This window comes from Streptococcus oralis (assembly GCF_026782125.1).
In the GTDB taxonomy this organism is placed as follows: domain Bacteria; phylum Bacillota; class Bacilli; order Lactobacillales; family Streptococcaceae; genus Streptococcus; species Streptococcus oralis_CE.
Genome location: NZ_JAKUVY010000004.1, coordinates 25,382 through 42,324 on the forward strand (window position 1 = coordinate 25,382; position 16,943 = coordinate 42,324).

A 16,943-nucleotide genomic window follows, 5' to 3' on the forward strand; every position below is an offset into this window, starting at 1 on the left:
GTGAGCCTCTTTTTTGTGTAAAAAGTTATATAACTTTTTGTGTCGTTCTTTGATATGAACTCGTTCTACTCTGTGTCAATGTCCCTTTACAAAAGATTTTTTAATTATAGATTACAATGACAGAAAATGAAGTAGAAGTAGAAGGAGAATGATATGGTTATAGTTATTCTGGCTGAAAAAGAGAAACAGGCAGAAGCTTATGCTACAGCTTTGGGACAATTTAGTAAAACGAAAGGTGTCTATGTTATCAGGCAATCACTCTATTTTCCAGCTGAAGTTCATGTGGTGGCTGCTGAAGGGCACCTATTTGAATATAGTGAACCAGACAACTGGTCACTTGATAAATTACCTCTGACAAATGTTTCATTTAAGCAACATCTCAAAGAGGATAAGAATTCAAGAGAAAAATTTAAGAGAATTTATGATGAAGTGGTAACAGCGGATCAAGTGATTATTGGGACGGATGCTGATAGAGAAGGGGAGCGGATTGCGTACTCTATTTTGTCGCACATACCAGGAGGCAAGGAGAAAATTTGGAAACGGCTTTGGGCAAGCTCTTTGACCAAGAAAGCTCTTCAAAAAGCTTTTCAGGAATTGAAGGAACCTTCAGAGACCTATAATTACTACTTGGAAGCTGAAGCACGTGCACAAAGTGACTGGTTGGTAGGTATGAATTTATCACCTCTTGCTACACTTGATCTTCAAGCAAGAGGACAACTCCCTCGAACAAAAGGTAGCCATCTATCGGTTGGTCGAGTTCAGACACCTGCAATTAGAATAGTCTGTGAAAATGATTTAGCGATTCGTAACTTTACTCCAGAAAAATATTGGAAGCTTCAGCTGGAGGATAAGAAAAATGGGGTATTCTTCACAACAAAAGACAAAACTAAGGATAGTGAGGCTATTTTAGCCTCTTCAAGGGGGTTATCAACCACCTCTATTATTTCTTCAGTTGAGATAGAAAATCATCAGAAATCCGCTCCACAGCTATTTACCTTGTCTGCATTACAAAGTTTTGCAGCAAGCGCCTGGAAATTTGACTCAAGCAAAACAGAGAGTATTGTTGAAGGACTGTATTTGAAAGGATTTCTCTCCTATCCACGTCCGGACTCAGAATACATCAGTCGCTTTGAATTTGACGATTTAAAAGAAAATCTATCTGCCTATCAAAAGGCTATTAATTGTCATTTTCAGCCAGCGTTTTTGGAGCCTAGGGAAGATTATGTCAATGATGAAAAAGTATCTGGTACGAGCCATTCAGCCTTGATTCCGACTGAAAGAATTCCAAATCTTTCAAATTTAAAGACTGACCAACGACTGATTTATGAAGCGGTTGTGAAGCAGGCAATCTTGATGTTTGCAGATGATTGTTATTATTCGACCAAAACAATTGAAGTAAAGAATAATGGTCTTGTTTTTAAAACAAAGGGTAGAACGCTTCATAAATTAGGATGGGCTAAATGGAGTTCACGAAAGGTACGAGGTCCTGTTGAAGTTCCTGATTATCAAGTGGGAGATGAAATTGATACGCAGGTTCAGATTGTAGGGGGTGAAACAAAACCACCTAAACGATTAACTGAAAGCCAATTGATTGGCCAAATATTTCCTAAATATGGCTTGGGAACTCAAGCCACTAGAGGAGAAATCATTAAAAAAATTCAGAGCAAGGGCTATGTTGTTAAAGATAAAAAAACAGGTCAACTAACTCCTACCAACAAGGCCTATTTACTGATCAATTATCTCTATGACAATGAGTTTTCTGATCCAGAGACAACAGGAGGCTGGGAAATGTTTCTATCTCAGATAGGAGAAGGGACAATCAATCCACGAGAATTTGTGGATGCGATAAAAGATAAGCTTACTCTTCAAATCAAGGAAGTAAAAGAGAGAGGTGATTAAGTGTGACTACTGAAGAAAAGAAAAAAACACCCTATTTAGATCGTTATACAGATAATTTGACAGAAAAAGTTTCAAAAAAAGCAGAAGATTATCAGGTGTACGGACGTGATAAAGAAGTAGAAGCTGTTCAGACCACTCTTCTCAGACGAACTAAGAATAATCCTATTTTGGTAGGAGAAGCTGGAGTTGGGAAAACAGCCATTGTTGAAGGATTTGCTTTAGCCATTTTACGAAACCAGGTATCTCCAAAATTAAAAAACTTGACCGTACGCTCTCTGGAATTATCTAGTTTAATGTCAGATGAGGATGGAGGATTTATTGTTAAGTTCAAGAAAATTATTGAGGAGATGGTAGAAACCAAAGGAGAGAATCTTCTCTTTATTGATGAAATTCATACGATTGTTGGTGCTGGTGGTTCAGATAAGGGCGCTTTGGATGCTGGAAATATTATTAAACCAGTTTTGTCACGTGGTGAGATGCAATTGATTGGTGCAACTACATTGGATGAATTTCATGAGTATGTCGAACAGGATCGAGCGCTAGAGCGAAGGATGCAACCGATTATGGTTGATGAGCCAACAACTATTCAAGCGATTGAAATTCTTGAACAAGCTAAAGCTATTTATGAAAACTTTCACCAGGTATCTATTAGTTCTGAAGCTGTAAAACAAGCTGTACTTTTATCTGTTCGTTACATACCAGATCAATTTTTACCTGATAAAGCCTTCGACTTAATAGATGAAGCAGCGACAATTTGTTCTACAAATGGATTAGCCCATGTCGGGAAGCAAGAAATTGCAGAGGTGCTGAAAAATAAAACAGGTATTCCTGTCACGACGATTTTGAAAGGTGACAAGGAAAGGCTAGATGGTTTAAAAGAAAAGCTATCACGACGTGTTAAAGGCCAAGATGAGGCTGTAGATGCTGTTGTGAACGCTATAACTGTTGCACAAGCTGGTTTACAGGATCAAAGAAAGCCCCTATCTTCCTTCATGTTTTTAGGCACTTCAGGAGTTGGGAAAACAGAGCTTGCCCTGGCATTGGCAGAGGGGATGTTTGATGATGAGGAGGCAATCATTCGTTTTGATATGTCTGAGTATAAGCAAAAAGGAGATATTACAAAGCTGATTGGCGATCGTCAAACGAGAACGAAAGGTCAATTGACTGAGAAGGTTAAACAAAAACCTTATAGCGTTATCCTGATCGATGAAGTGGAGAAAGCACACTCAGAAGTTGTAGATTTATTTTTGCAGGTGCTTGATGCAGGACGTTTGACTGATTCAACTGGAAGGCAAGTGAGTTTTAAGAATACGATTATTATTATTACTACGAATATTGGTTCTCAAAAAATTATTAAGCAGTACGAATTAAAAGGGAATTTTAAAAAGCTAACCGACAGGGATAAGGTTCAGTTTGAAAAGAGCATGACGTTGGAGTTAGAAACTAGGTTCAGACCAGAATTTCTCAATCGAATTGAATATAAATTGATTTTCAACATGTTAGACGAGGAAGTGAATAAGGAAATTATTGTCAAACATCTATCAGAAATTAAAGAAAGAATGAAGAATCAAAGGTTGACTCTCTCTTATGAAGAAAGTTTGGTTACTTATTTATTGGATGTAGGAACAAATATAAAAGATGGTGCACGGCCACTGGAAAGAGTGATTAAACATAAGGTTCTCCCTTTAATTTCTAAAGAGTTTCTGAACTTATCTGATCACAACCAAGAGTATCATTTTCATCTTTGGGTAGAAGGTGATGCACCAGATGAGTATCACCGTGAAGACAAAAGAAAAATATTATTCGACGTCGAAGCTGAAAAAACGTCATTTGGTGAAGCATTATTTTCTTAAAATTCACCTTAAAAAAATGATTGTCCCTTTAAAAAATTTTTTTCAATTATCTATTATACTAACGTTGTCAAAAAAACAAAGGAGGATTTCTATGAAAAACTATTTGACAAGACAACTTCAGCAAGTAAAAACAAAATCACAGATGTTTTTATTGAGCCTTTCCCTATTCCTAACAGGATCTACAGTCTATGCGGACGATCCATTTGCTAAGTCGGATAACTTGGCAAGACAAGGAATTACAAAAGTTCAGCTAGTCAGTGTTGCGCTATTTGGTCTAGCTGCCGTTGTCACTTCGCTCATTTATGCGTTTGGTGGACGGGAGTTAAAAGCCTCAATGAAAAAAAATTGGGTGTCTATTGCAATTGCAATTATTGGTGTTTCAGCGGGACCAAGTATTATTGAATGGATTTTTGATTTCGTGAAAAGTTAAGGGGTGGTGATTTATGGCTTTTTCACTCTTTAATAAAGGTTGCTGTACGATTACAGACGATCTATTTTTAGAAATCTCCTGGGAAGATGGAAGAGGTCCAGAAGATGATAGTGAATTACTTGATATCATTGAGGGATTGGATCATCTTTCTGATTTTTCTCAGCCGATTTCAAAAAGTTTACCCTACCTAACATTTCAACAAGCCGAATTGTTATTTAAAGAGTTAAAACAGGCGTATGGTCAGTTTCAGCTGAAAAAAGTAGCAATCGCCCATCTGGAAGGGAAAAGCGTGGTGACAGAAGGAGAGGTTTACGCTAGTCCCTTCCTCATTACAGAAGACTATGAAAACCTCTTGCTTCCCCTCATTCAAGCGATACTTACTCGCTCTGAATTTGCAAATTACAGCTATCAAGAAAAAAGGGAGTATTTTGAGAACCAGATTTATCCTGTATATAAACAAAGTATGGGATTGTCCAATTCTTCTCTTCCTCTTTTCCCAGCTGAAGGTGAGACGATGGCTGTTTCACAACCAAATCGTCCATCACATGATCTAAAAGCAGGAGGTCAAATAACTGTTGCCCCTCCTATTGTTCAAAAGCAGTCAGTTTCCCTGAAGAAAATTTATCTATTTTTAGGTGGTTTGGGAGTGTTGTCAGTAATAAATATCATTTGCGTATTTTTTGCTTTCGCTCAACTATCAAGCCAGTCCGAAAAAGTAAATTTCTTATACCAGGAACAAAAAAATACTCAACTTATCATTTCAACGAAAAATGAGGTTGATGTATTTAGCCGTTATTTCTTACCTTCTTATTACTCGGGCAAAAAAGAAAACCTAGTAGATTTTCTTTCTGAAGGTGATGCAAAATTTACCAAACCGAAAGAAGGAATTTTACAGTCCGTTATTTTAGAGAAATTGAATTATGATTCAGAAACTCAAAGATATACGGTTTCCTATATCCTGTCTGTCAAAAGAGGGGATAAATCATCTAGCGTTAGATTAACTTTTGATGTAAAAGCTTCTGATTCTTCAAAATATGGATTTGTTGTAGAAACAGAACCAAAAGAATCAAATTATCTTAAAAATTAGAAAAGGAAAAATCACAATGAACAAGAAACAAGTATTAGCTACATTAGCACTTTCAACTATCGCACTTGCACAAGCTGGATTTGTATCAGCTGATGAAGTAACACCAATTGACTCTTCAGCACCAACAACAGAAGTAGTTACGCCAACAGCGCCAAGCGCTTCAACAGAAACAGAGGCTCCAGCAGTTCAGCCAACAGAGCCTTCAGTTACTCCAGTTGACCCAACAGCTCCCTCAGACAAGGATAACGCAGGTAGCCTTGACGGAGTGCCAGCTGATAAACCAGCACCTTCAGATAAGCCACAAGACAAGGATAATGCAGGTAGTCTCGATGGTGTTCCAACACCATCAGATAAACCACAAGACAAAGACAACGCAGGAAGTCTTGACGGGGTGCCAGCTGATAAACCAGCACCTTCAGATAAGCCACAAGACAAGGATAATGCAGGTAGTTTAGATGGTGTTCCGGATGAAAAGCCAAAAACTACTGATCAAGCGAACCAGCAAGGGAAGTCACAAATTGGAACCACTTCAACCTCAACAGGTCAAGTAGTTCATGATGTGACAAAAGAGCCTGTTGAAACAAATACAGGTGCGTCAATTGTTAGCACCCAAAGCGGAAACGTAGTCCTTTCAGATGGCTCAGTGGTTGCTCCTGAAGAGGTTGGTGGAACAGTTAACGAAGATAAGACTATCTCTGTTACTGACAAAGATGGGAAGCTCAAAACCCTTCCAAATACAGGAACGGCAGAAAGCATTCTGGGTGCTATTGGGGCTATGTTGTTGACGGCAGTCAGCTATGTCTACAAGAAGAAAATGTTTTAAGGTGAAATGGAAAGGGAAACAATTAAATGACAGAAAAAACACAAGGACACGGATATTTCCGTAAGAAAAAATGGGCTAAAGGTTTAGCATCAGGTATTGCAATCGCAAGTTTTGTAGCCTTCTCTGCAGGTTCAGCATTTGCGGATGAAGCAGTACAACCTGAAAGCAAAAATGACAATAACATGTACGCTACACAAGCTGGTAAAGCAACAGGAAGCCAGCCTGTAGCGATTGATAATGGAGCAGTCACAAAGGCTGCTGACAATGCTAAAAAAGCTGGAGTAGTTGTATCTGAAACACCAAGCGTTGATAAGGGGACAGATACCACTGCTCCAAAACTTGAACAGTCTAAGTCTGAGATTAAACAAGATCAGAGCAAGCAGGTCAAGGAACTGGAAGAAACGACTACAAAACAAGTCAAAAACAATGAAGCCTTCCAGGAGGCGCAAGAAGCTATTCACGCTAACAATCAATTTGTAGCGGATGAAAAAGCCAAGCATGAAGGAGCAACAACTGTCACAGTAACGAATGACGGTTCAACTGCCACAGATGGTTCAGCAGACCAAAACAAGAAAGCTACTCAAACAGCTAAACAGGTCTTGTCAGATAACCAACAAGCAGTAACAAAATACCTGGGTGAAAAAGCTAAGTATGATGCTACTGTTGAACAAGCTACTGCTCTAAACAAATCGGTAGAAAGCGCATCTGAACAGCTGAAGAAAGAAAAGGTTGATGTTAAAGTCGTTACACGTACGGTCTCTTCAGTCGCAGAAGTCGAAGCATTGAAGAAACAAAATGACCAGGCTATTGCGACTGCAAAAGGTAAAGTGGAGCTTAACAAAGCCCTCATGGCTGCCTATACAGAGAAGAAGAATGCTAGTGAACAAGTCAATCAAGATGCTGACCGTAAGTTCGCTGAATTGAAAAAATCAGGTGTACTTCTCAGTTCTAAAACCCAAGAAGTTTCCTCAGTAGATGAGGCTAACCAAATTGCCAAACAAAACCAGGCAGCTTATAATCAAGCTAAGCAGGCCCAAGTTGAATGGCAGAAGAAGTACAACGATCTTCAGTCTAAAACAAGCACTGAAGGATACACAAAAGAAGTTGTACTACAAGCTCTAAGTCTTTCGACCGCTAATCCTGAAGCAACTGTGAAGTCTACAGCTTCAGGAGCAGAAGAACTGACTACGGATTATATCGCCTCATCAAGTGGCAGATCTGGGTACTCTCGTGTTCTAGACTCAACCAAAGTCTTGAAATACAAAGATGTGGGCAATGGTTGGACAACAGAAATTGATTATACTGGGTTAAACGGCTTAACAGTCACAACCGAGGATGGGAAACAACACAATATTTCTCGTATCCATCGAAAATTTCAAATTGTAAACCAAGGTAAAACGGGCCTAAACGATGTCTATGTCTTGAATGATCCAACAGAAGGCTTTGTAGTAGCTCGAAATGATGGAACAGGTGGAGCTGCGGACTACATGAACTTCCTGGTTACAGATACCTACTACTACAATGAGGACGGCCAAGAAGTAGCTTTCAAGGCATCTAAAAAGACACCTGCAGCCTTGACCTACTCGTCTCTAAACCACAACCCTATCGGGTGGGAAGGCGCAAAAGCCATCAATGGGACACATGTTGAAATTAATGGATCAACTGTTACTCAAAACAAGGATTATGGCTATGTTTATGCAGAAGACTATAACCGTGAGGAAGAGGTAGGTCATCTTTGGGATACTTCCTCTTCAGCATATCAGTACAAGGGTGCCGCTCTTGGAGTCTTTAAGGAAGGGACAGCCTTCACAACCGAATTTATTCAATGGGATGGACCAGAAAGTCCAAATGGCCAAACCTATTGGTTTGCTTTGAATACAAAGGTTGTAGCGCCAGTCGTTGAAGTTCCAGCTACTGCAACTATCACAAAAACAACCGTGAAGCCAGTTCAGACTGAACCTGTATCAGCTGAATTGGTTAAAGCGAAAAATCCAGTTAAGCCAACCTTGGCTCTTAAAACACTTTCTGAGACGAAAAATCAGAAGTTATCAGCAAACTATCACGGCTATAAATTGCATTATAAACCAGTTGTCAGCAAATCTGTAGCAGATACAGACAAGACCAATACAAACGGTCAAACAGTTGCTAAAAACGCTGTGCAGCTCTACACATTGAATCATGACAATATCTATGCGAACCTGAAAAAAGGGGACAAGATTACCATCATCGATCCACTCGAAGCTGGAGCAGTTCCTGATGTGGCTGTCACAAAGGCAGCTGCAGAGAAAGCAGGATGGGGCGTTGCCTATGATGCAGGAAAGAATACGTATACCTTTACTGCAACCTACGAAGGGAAGCGCCTAGATGCCCCAGTGATTACCTGGAAGCCAATCTATGACAAAGGTTTCTATGATAACACTTATAAAGTGCTAGTGAATAACTATGAGGTTTTCTCAAACACTGTTACGAACTACACACCGAAGCCACCAAAACCAGTCAAAGCCGTTCTGGATCGCTCTGGTAAGGATATCAATGGGGCGACAACATTTGATCGCACCGTGACTTTCCGCTTGATGACAGACTATAGCTCTTACACCAAAACCCTTGCTTCAGCGCAAGCGATTGGTAAGAAGTTTGGAATCTTTGATGATGTTCAAGACAAAGCCTTCACAGTTGACCACAGTAAGATCAAGATGACTGCTGCAGGTAAAGATGTAAAAGACTTGTTTGACATGTATCACGTCCTTTCAGACAAAGGGCGTACAGATGCAATCAATAAGATTCTGAAAGAATTGAACTTAAATCCTAAAGGTGAGTTTTATCTTTGGGTAGCGAAGGATTCTAAGAGTTTTTATTACAACTATGTGAAGCAAAATAAAAAGGTGACGATTGATCTCCCAGCTAAGCTCCTGGTTAAAGCAGGGGAGAAAGTCGAAAACGATCTTAAACAAATCGACTTTGGCAATGGCTATCAATCAAACCTTGTCACTATCTCGGTTCCTGATGTGAATCCAGAGAAACACGCCTTGGATCAAAAGGATAATAAAAAAGTCTTGGACGGCCAAGAAGTACAGATTGGTCAATACATCCGCTATCTACTTGATGGCGTAACCGTGCCTACTAAACATGATAGCCTCTTCCAATATGATGGTAGTGATCAGTTGGATGTGGTTCATGATCGATTCACAGGTAAGTGGGAAGGTATTTTCAAGGGTACAGAGTACACAGCTGAGAAGGACCTTATCTTGACTTATGATGTCATCCTGAAGGATGGAAAAGTAGTCAAAGCTGGCGACAAGATCGCCAAAGGTACAACTTATGCCTTCTTATTTGAAGTGAACCAAGATACGGATCCTAACTTCCTTAAGAAAATTGTGACCGTTAAATGGAACGAAAAGGAAGGCAAATGGTCGTATGTTATTAATCAGGACTTCTTAAACTCATTAGGTGTAAAAGGCACGTTCGATGCAGACTTCTATCTAGAAGTCGAACGCATCGCAGCCGGAAAGGTTGAAAATACCTTTATCAATATAGTCAATTTACAAGAGATGACGGCAAAAGTTACAACAACAACGCCAGAGCCTCCGAAACCAGAACCTAAAGAACCAGGTAAGCCACAACCGCAGCCATCACTTCCAAACACTGGAACATCAGCAAGCATGCTTCCAGTTGTGGGAATGATTTTGGGATTGTTGAGTCTTGCAGGTCTTCGTAAGTCGAAAGAAAACTAATTTGACGAACTAAAATGAAAGGATGACCACAAGCTGGGGTATAACTCTCTTGTGGTCTTTATTGAAAGGAGAAAAAAATGCAAGTATTTATCGCTACTGGACGTGTTGCATTCATCCCAAGTGATGCAGTAGGTCAAACTAAAAATGGTCATGCCAGTTTCAAATTTGAGTTTGTTTGTGATTCGAGTATGAATGATGATACAAATAAACCAATTTCTAGTTTCTTCCATGTGCAAGTATACGGAAAACAAGCAGAATTGATGGCTCAGAGTCTATCAAAAGGCTCTCCAATCCTCTTAAAAGGAGAAATTATCCAACGACCATATAACGATGAACAAGGTCAACGTCGGACGTATCAGTTTATTTCCCCAAACCAACAAGGAGGAATCACTTTCCTTGAAAATAAGGAAGCATCAAACCGACGTAAGCAGGAACAACAAGGCTTTTCTCAGCCGACACAAAGTTCTATTCCTACATCCTATCCTGAACCAATGGATGCGGATTCCCCATTCTAAAGGGATTGAAAGCATACAAGAACACTTGTGTGCTTTTTCTGTTGTTTATTTATTGTATAAAAAGTTATATAACTTATGGCACAACAATATCTTTTGTCCCTTTAACAAAGAATTTGATATTATCCTTTAGAATAGAGGGGAATTAAGAGATAATAAGAAAGGAGTGCAACAATGGAAAGACAAAAATACAATTATCTGTCTGATGAATTGATTGCGGAATCTCTTCAGGTGACCAATTACTTAGAACAAAGTCGATCCAGTCGATTGAATGTTCTTCAGTTGGATGGAGAGAAATGGTTAGAAAGTTACTTTCACCGTTATGAGAAAGCCTCTCCAAGGCTACAGTTTCACATATTTCTCTTTTCGAGCTTCTATACTCGAAAAATGGAATGGTTTTTGGAAGGTGTAAGGGGGTAGTCGTTTGTTTGAGTTATTTGAAGTAGTATTTTATACCCTTATCCAAGCGATTCGAGCCAGTTGGCTCACTGCCTTCCTTTTTCTAGGGGTGGCAGGCTATTACCTATTTAAACTCTTCCAGCCGTATTTTTTAAGAAGCTATCAAAGGTTATTAGCAGGAAAGAGTAGTCTAAGCCAGGCAATAAAAATAGGTTGGAAAAATCGTAAAGGAATTGATTGGAAACAAGTTTGGAGACAATCAGTTAGAGGGCTGCTCAATGGGATGAAGTCATTCTTACCTAAAATCTTTGCGCTTGTCTCTCTCATTCTTTGGAATGTTTTCTTCAGGATATTCTATACCCTCCCTTTTGTTAAACGAGAACGGAAACGTTTTGATAAAGAAATGAAACCGATTCTTTATTTTAAAAGTTATCGCAGCTTCGTTTATATGGGATTAGGTTTTAGCTTTATTGCTTTTATCTTAACCAATTACCTGGTTACTGTTTTGAGGGCTACAATCCGCTTTCTCTACTTTAGTATTTGGTCGTTTAAAGATGCTAGCAAGGCCGTAAACTTTGACTTAAACAGCCTCTTATTTCAAAGTTTATTGAACGCTAAAGTCTTCTTGATAGCACCGATTTTAGCATTTCCAATCTTTTTACTGGGATTAGTTATCGCCTGGAAATCTGCCTGGATAAACTTTGAGCAGTTTCGAGACTATAACAACAATGAAGAAGGAGATGACCGCTTTGTGACGATTGATGAAATTCGTCGTCAATACAAAAAGATCCCTAATAAAGCTTTAACTTATCCAGGTGAGGGTGGGGCTCCTGTATTTCATGAACTGACTCATGATTTAGCAGGACAAACACTGAGAACCCAAATGTTATGGCAAAATAGGAAAATCAGTCGATATGTGACCAATGCAGAGCGGATTTTAGGTATGCTAGCTTTTCCTTCAGGTTACTACTACATTGAAGATAAGCCTACTAACTTGTTAGGAATTGGTATGACTCGTTCAGGTAAGGGTGAGGGTCATATCACTCCAGCAATTGAAATCAATAGCCGTGCGGAGTTGAAACCATCGATGGTTATAGCAGATCCGAAAGGGGAGCATTATCAAGCCTCCTACAAACTCATGAGGCAACGTGACTATGATGTCAATGTTCTTTCTTTCCAAAATATGGATTGGTCCATGTCCTACAATTCTCTAGCTTTGGCCATAGCAGCCGCAAAGAAGGGCTACTATGAGAAGACTCAAACCTATGTCAACGCAGTCGCAGAATCCATTTATCCGAAACAAAAAGGTGGAGAGAAGGGAAATGCGGAATACTTCCGTAAGTCTTCTATATCCCTATTTAACGCTCTGACAATGGCTTTGATGGATCGGGCTAATGAAACCTATCAAAATGGTGAAGATGATGCCTGGGATACCATTACGATCCCTAACGTTGCGAAATTCTTGGCGACAATGGGGTCTGAAGAAGTCTTTGTAGATAGTGCTGGTGAAATCGTCGAAAATCCAACTAGAGAACAACAAGTATCCAAGAAATCAAAAATCACAGTCTATTTTGATAATTTGAGACAAGTCAATCAAAAACAATTCTCAAAATTTAGACAAATGGCGGATATCGAATTTCGTGCTTCAGACTTTGGTGGTGATGAGACTAAAGGGAATGTCTACTCTAGCATGATGACAGGTATCAACCTGTTCTTGCAAGACAACGTGGCTAAACTGACTTCTAAAAACTCTATTGATTTAGAGTCTTTTGGTTTCCCACGTCGATTGTCTGTCAAGTTGAGATCAAGTACCAATAGTCAACTTAAAAATGAGTTCAAGCACAAAACTGCTAAAGTAACGATTACAGGATTGAAGAAGTGGGGGAAAGTCAAAAAGAAAGTCGATTATGTAAAGCAAGCAACGGCTTTAGTCGATGGGGAAGGCTATCTGACCTATGCCATCGAGCCTAAACTTCCAGATCAGTTTACGGTAACGATTGATTTCAACCATAAGAACAATGGTTATTCCCCTGTTCGAAATCAAATCTTCCAATTTTCAGCTGAAAAAGTCTATCGAAAAGCTGGAGATAGCCTAGAACTAGATGAGTACACTAAGAAGCCGATTTTAGATCATATCGATATAACCGTCCTTAAGAATAAAGAAGACACCCAAAATCTTCTTCAGGAGTCGGATATTGAACTGGTCTATTCAGATAAACCGAAAATCATCTATCTGGTAACACCGCCAAACCGCACAGAGTACAATGGGATTGTCTCTTTGTTCTTAGATCAGTTATACAATGCCAACTATGAGCTTGCATTAACAAATGGTCGGAAATGTATCAATCGCATTCTCCATATCTTGGATGAGTTTACAAACATGCCAGCTATTCCTCACATGGATACGAAAATCTCCATTGGATTGGGGCAAAACATTCTCTATTATCTTTGGATTCAAAACTTGGAACAATTGGTTAATGTCTATGGTCAAAATGTTGCGCAAACGATTCTGGATAACTGTTCATTGAAAGTTTACGTCAAAACGACGTCTCCAGATACCAATAAGAGATTTAGTGGTGAGTTGGGGACACGTACCATTACCAGAAGACGAAGATCCAGCAATATCCTGGACGAAGCCAATCCAAATGTAGCTGTCGAGAATCCAAAACAAGAGTTGTTGACACCAACGCAATTGGCCAAGCTTCAGGAAGGAGAAGCGGTTATCTTACGTGGGGTCAAGGGACGGGATAATGTTGGACGTAAGGTCACAACGGATCCAATCTTCGCACATGATAAGAACAGCTTCCCTTACAAATACATGTTCTTACAAGAGGAGTTTGATACATCGATGACTCTTGCGGATATTCCAGTCGAAAGTGCACACCGTGAGCTAGAGCTTCAAGAAATAGCAGTTGATGCAGGTACAGCCTTCAACAACATCATCGACTGGAGGCAACGTTTGACCATGCCACTCCTCAGCAACAATGGCGAAACTCCTAAACTATCAGGCCGTCACAGTAAAGGGCAAAAGGTACAATCCCAATCCTTTACTTCCACAGATGAATTATTCCAGGCAGCTGCAGCTAGTGTTATTCACGGTGACTATGATTATTATGATGACGGAGACGACTTCTTTGCGGATGAAGTTATCTAAAAAGATGTACAATAAGTTATATAAACACTTGCAAGAAAAAATGATGTTTGTTATAATGAGGTAAATAATGATTAGGAGAAAAAATGATGAAAGCAAAGCACTTTTTAAGAATTGTTTTAGTAGGGTTAGCCTTGATTTTACTAGGGGCATGTGGTCAAAAATCACCTGAAAGTCTCTCTAAAAATGTGTTAAAAGATAGCTATACGGGCTTTTCACCAGAACATGGTTATGAGAGTAGTGATTTTAAGGGTGGAGTAGGAACTACCTTAAAGTTTGATAAAGAAAAACGAACCATCTCAAATAACGACGGTGAAAGCATCAATTATAGTGTTCTTTCAGAAGAACAAGTGAAGAGAATCCCAGCTGATTTCAGAGGCACTCTAGTTAGTCTAGAGAGTCAGCTGAAAGGAAAGGATAACTTTACAATCGCTGTTGATTATAAAGATATAGATAAACCTGAAGAAGCTCGCTCTTATTATCAAGTCGTCTTGACCGAGGGTGGTAAAAAAATCCGAATCATTGAACTCCGCCGTGGCTATAAAGAAGACAATGCTTTCTATGATTTCAACGGAACCGCAGATTAACTTACAAAAGTCTCAATTACTTGAGGCTTTTTTTGTTGTCAGAATTTCATTGTCCCTTTAAAAACGATTTTGCCATTATCGAATATGATAGGGGTATCTTAAAAAGAAAGAAGGTATCTTTAGTGCACTATCAAACCTTTTCAGATTTGGTGAATGAGATCAAGAATCTTGATGGTGAGATTACAGGCGAGAATGCAAAAAAGCTGGCAGAGTTTTATTCCTATTGGAATAACTATTTAGAACCAACTCCTGCATTTATGGCATTTCTCACCTATTTACCAGGAGGGATTGCCAAGGCTCTTTATCAAATCACTTCCAGCCTAGAACATGTTTTTAATAATATGTTCAAGCTCTTTGGTCTCTTCGGTTATCTAGGCGACCAGAAGACGATTATAGGCCAGTTCTTTTACTGGTTTCAGCTATTGGGGACGTCCTTGTTCACCCTGATTTTGGTCGTATCGGCCGTCGCAGGAGTTTTTACAAAGCCAGTCAAATACAAAGGAGTCATCACGAATTTCCTTTTGGTAACGGCTGTAACTGCCGTATTGCCACTAGCTTTGACCACTATATCAACAGCAGTAGCACAGGATGCCATGTCTATCCAGACAGTCTCCAGTGAAGCGCCATCTGGCAGTCAACCGACTTCCTCCTTGGCTCTGCAGCCCATGAAAAATAATGTGGTAGACTTAAAAGTCTTGATCTACAAGGATTTTTCTACGGAGTTGTTTCCAATGGATGATTATGGCTTTATCAAGCCTGTTCAAGAGGGATCTACCCCTGTCAATAATATCACGGATAGTCCTGAACAGCGGGACACGACTGATTTTGCGACCAAGATTGATTTTGGGGCAAACTATGGTACAACGAATCCAAAAATGATACAGGATATAGAGAAACATGATAAAATACCAGGGATTAAAGGCTTGTTCCTACATAAGTTGAATTCCAATAATACTGGAGTTGAAAGCATCACAGAACACCGAGTCATTAATCAATTGAGTGCTTTTGAATCAGTTTACATGCGCTATAAAGTCAACTGGATAGGGATGTTCCTCCAGTATATTATCCTGATTGTTCTTTTGGTCAGCATGATCATTAAGCTCGTTAAATCAATCTTTGATATTCTGATTGAAGCAATGATTTCTCCAATTCTTGGATATAGTTCTCTATCAAACTCAAAGAAATATAAGGAGCTGCTAAGAACGATTGGCGGTGCTTTAGCAGGAATCTTCTTTGAAGTCATCATTATGCGTGTAACGCTTGAGATTTTCAGAGATTTACCAATCCTTTCTGTTTCAGCTGTATCTAAGCTTTCTGGCGGATTCTTTGATGGACTCAATATGTGGGAACAGTGTCTCGCAGCTGCCTTTGTCTATGTTGGAGTATTCTTTGCAGCCATGCAAGGAGTAGCCATGATCGAGCGCTGGCTTGGAGTTTCAACAGGTCATAGTGAAACAGCTCAACAATTGCTGGGTGCTATGATGATGGGTAATGCTTTTGCGGCTGGAGCAGGCGGCCTCTTTAATGGTGGTATGGCACTTGGTCAATTTGGTATGGATATGGCACAAAAAGCTCCAGATGCCCTATCTAAAGGAAGTCAGATTCTGGGAAATAGCCTTGCCAGAACTGGAGGTGGTATTCAAGGTGCTTTGAACTCTGTAAAAGACCAGGGCTTGATGAATGCGGCCAAAGGTGGTGTAAGTAATATGGTTGATTTGGCAGAATGGAAAGCTTTTGAAGCCATGCAAAATGGGAAAGGGGCAGTTGGAAAAGTTTTAGATAAACTGGATGATAAGGCTGCCTCTGCTCAAAATGCGACCTATAACGCATTGAAAAACGATGCAGTTCCTGGTATTAATCAGCCTGGACCAGTTGATATTCCTGAGCCTCCAATTGATCCAGGAACAACCGATGCACCTATTGTCGATCCAACTCCTCCAGCTGAAGAAATGGAGTCCCCAATTCAAGATCCAAATCCACCTGCAGATGCACCAGTTTCAGAATCACAACCACCAGCACAGCCTGATTCTTCTCAACAAAAATTTCAAAAGAGCATGAATCAAATGAATTACATGAACCAACAAATGCAACAAGCAGGACAGCGTATGCAGGGAGGTCGTCATATCACAGGTGCTGAGAGTGAGGACGAAGAAGAATAGGCTGAACTATGGATTTAACAGGAAAGAACATTGTTATCACAGGAAGCCTACGTCCTCTAACTCGAGAAGAAGCCATACGATTTTTAGAAAGTAAAGGAGCTGTCGTTCAAAACTATATATCTTCTAGGACAGATATATTGGTTTTAGGACACAAGCAGTTGAATCTTTTTGATCTAGATAAAAGGTCTAAAAAGCATGATGAAGCGCTTAGACGAATATCAGACGGTCAATCCATCACTTTCCTTTCAGAAGAATCATTCTTTGATTTAGTCAAGAAGTCTCAAGATTGAGGCTTCTTTTATTGTACAAAAA

The 16,943-nt window shown here is 39.6% G+C and carries 12 protein-coding genes; all 12 read left to right on the forward strand.

What is annotated here, in order from left to right:
• Positions 1-153 precede the first annotated feature (153 nt).
• The 12 genes from MK385_RS04515 (at position 154) to MK385_RS04570 (ending at position 16,921) form a co-directional block, all read left to right on the forward strand.
• Positions 154-1,899: a type IA DNA topoisomerase gene (locus tag MK385_RS04515; RefSeq protein ID WP_268723537.1), complete on the forward strand. Its 1,746-nt coding sequence runs from the start codon at positions 154-156 to the stop codon at positions 1,897-1,899.
• A gap of 2 nt (positions 1,900-1,901) precedes the next feature.
• The gene (locus tag MK385_RS04520; RefSeq protein WP_268723538.1) at positions 1,902-3,752 is read left to right on the forward strand and encodes an AAA family ATPase; all 1,851 of its coding nucleotides are present in this window, start codon (positions 1,902-1,904) and stop codon (positions 3,750-3,752) included.
• Between the two features lie 91 nt (positions 3,753-3,843).
• Positions 3,844-4,182, forward strand: coding sequence for a hypothetical protein (locus MK385_RS04525; RefSeq protein WP_000800858.1), 339 nt, complete (start codon positions 3,844-3,846; stop codon positions 4,180-4,182).
• 13 nt (positions 4,183-4,195) lie between these two features.
• Complete coding sequence (locus MK385_RS04530; protein ID WP_268723539.1) at positions 4,196-5,269, forward strand: hypothetical protein; 1,074 nt, start codon at positions 4,196-4,198, stop codon at positions 5,267-5,269.
• Between the two features lie 16 nt (positions 5,270-5,285).
• Entirely contained in the window at positions 5,286-6,092 is an 807-nt protein-coding gene (locus MK385_RS04535; protein ID WP_247955317.1) for an LPXTG cell wall anchor domain-containing protein, read from the forward strand.
• Between the two features lie 26 nt (positions 6,093-6,118).
• A complete protein-coding gene (locus tag MK385_RS04540; protein ID WP_268725404.1) occupies positions 6,119-9,823 on the forward strand; it encodes an SspB-related isopeptide-forming adhesin in 3,705 nt (1,234 codons plus the stop codon).
• 77 nt (positions 9,824-9,900) lie between these two features.
• Positions 9,901-10,338 (forward strand): single-stranded DNA-binding protein, encoded by a 438-nt coding sequence (locus tag MK385_RS04545; protein WP_061742872.1) that lies wholly within the window; start codon positions 9,901-9,903, stop codon positions 10,336-10,338.
• A 171-nt stretch (positions 10,339-10,509) separates the two neighbouring features.
• Positions 10,510-10,755, forward strand: a complete 246-nt coding sequence (locus MK385_RS04550; protein ID WP_061742871.1) for a hypothetical protein — start codon at positions 10,510-10,512, stop codon at positions 10,753-10,755.
• A gap of 4 nt (positions 10,756-10,759) precedes the next feature.
• Positions 10,760-13,888, forward strand: a complete 3,129-nt coding sequence (locus MK385_RS04555) for a VirD4-like conjugal transfer protein, CD1115 family (RefSeq protein ID WP_268723541.1) — start codon at positions 10,760-10,762, stop codon at positions 13,886-13,888.
• Positions 13,889-13,971: 83 nt separating this feature from the next.
• On the forward strand, positions 13,972-14,472 hold the full coding sequence (locus MK385_RS04560) for a hypothetical protein (RefSeq protein WP_084910576.1): 501 nt from the start codon (positions 13,972-13,974) through the stop codon (positions 14,470-14,472).
• 122 nt (positions 14,473-14,594) lie between these two features.
• Complete coding sequence (locus MK385_RS04565) at positions 14,595-16,631, forward strand: pLS20_p028 family conjugation system transmembrane protein (protein WP_268723542.1); 2,037 nt, start codon at positions 14,595-14,597, stop codon at positions 16,629-16,631.
• An 8-nt stretch (positions 16,632-16,639) separates the two neighbouring features.
• Positions 16,640-16,921 carry a BRCT domain-containing protein gene (locus MK385_RS04570; RefSeq protein WP_084851016.1) on the forward strand — a complete coding sequence of 94 codons (282 nt, stop codon included), beginning with the start codon at positions 16,640-16,642 and terminating at the stop codon, positions 16,919-16,921.
• The last annotated feature ends 22 nt before the right edge of the window (positions 16,922-16,943 follow it).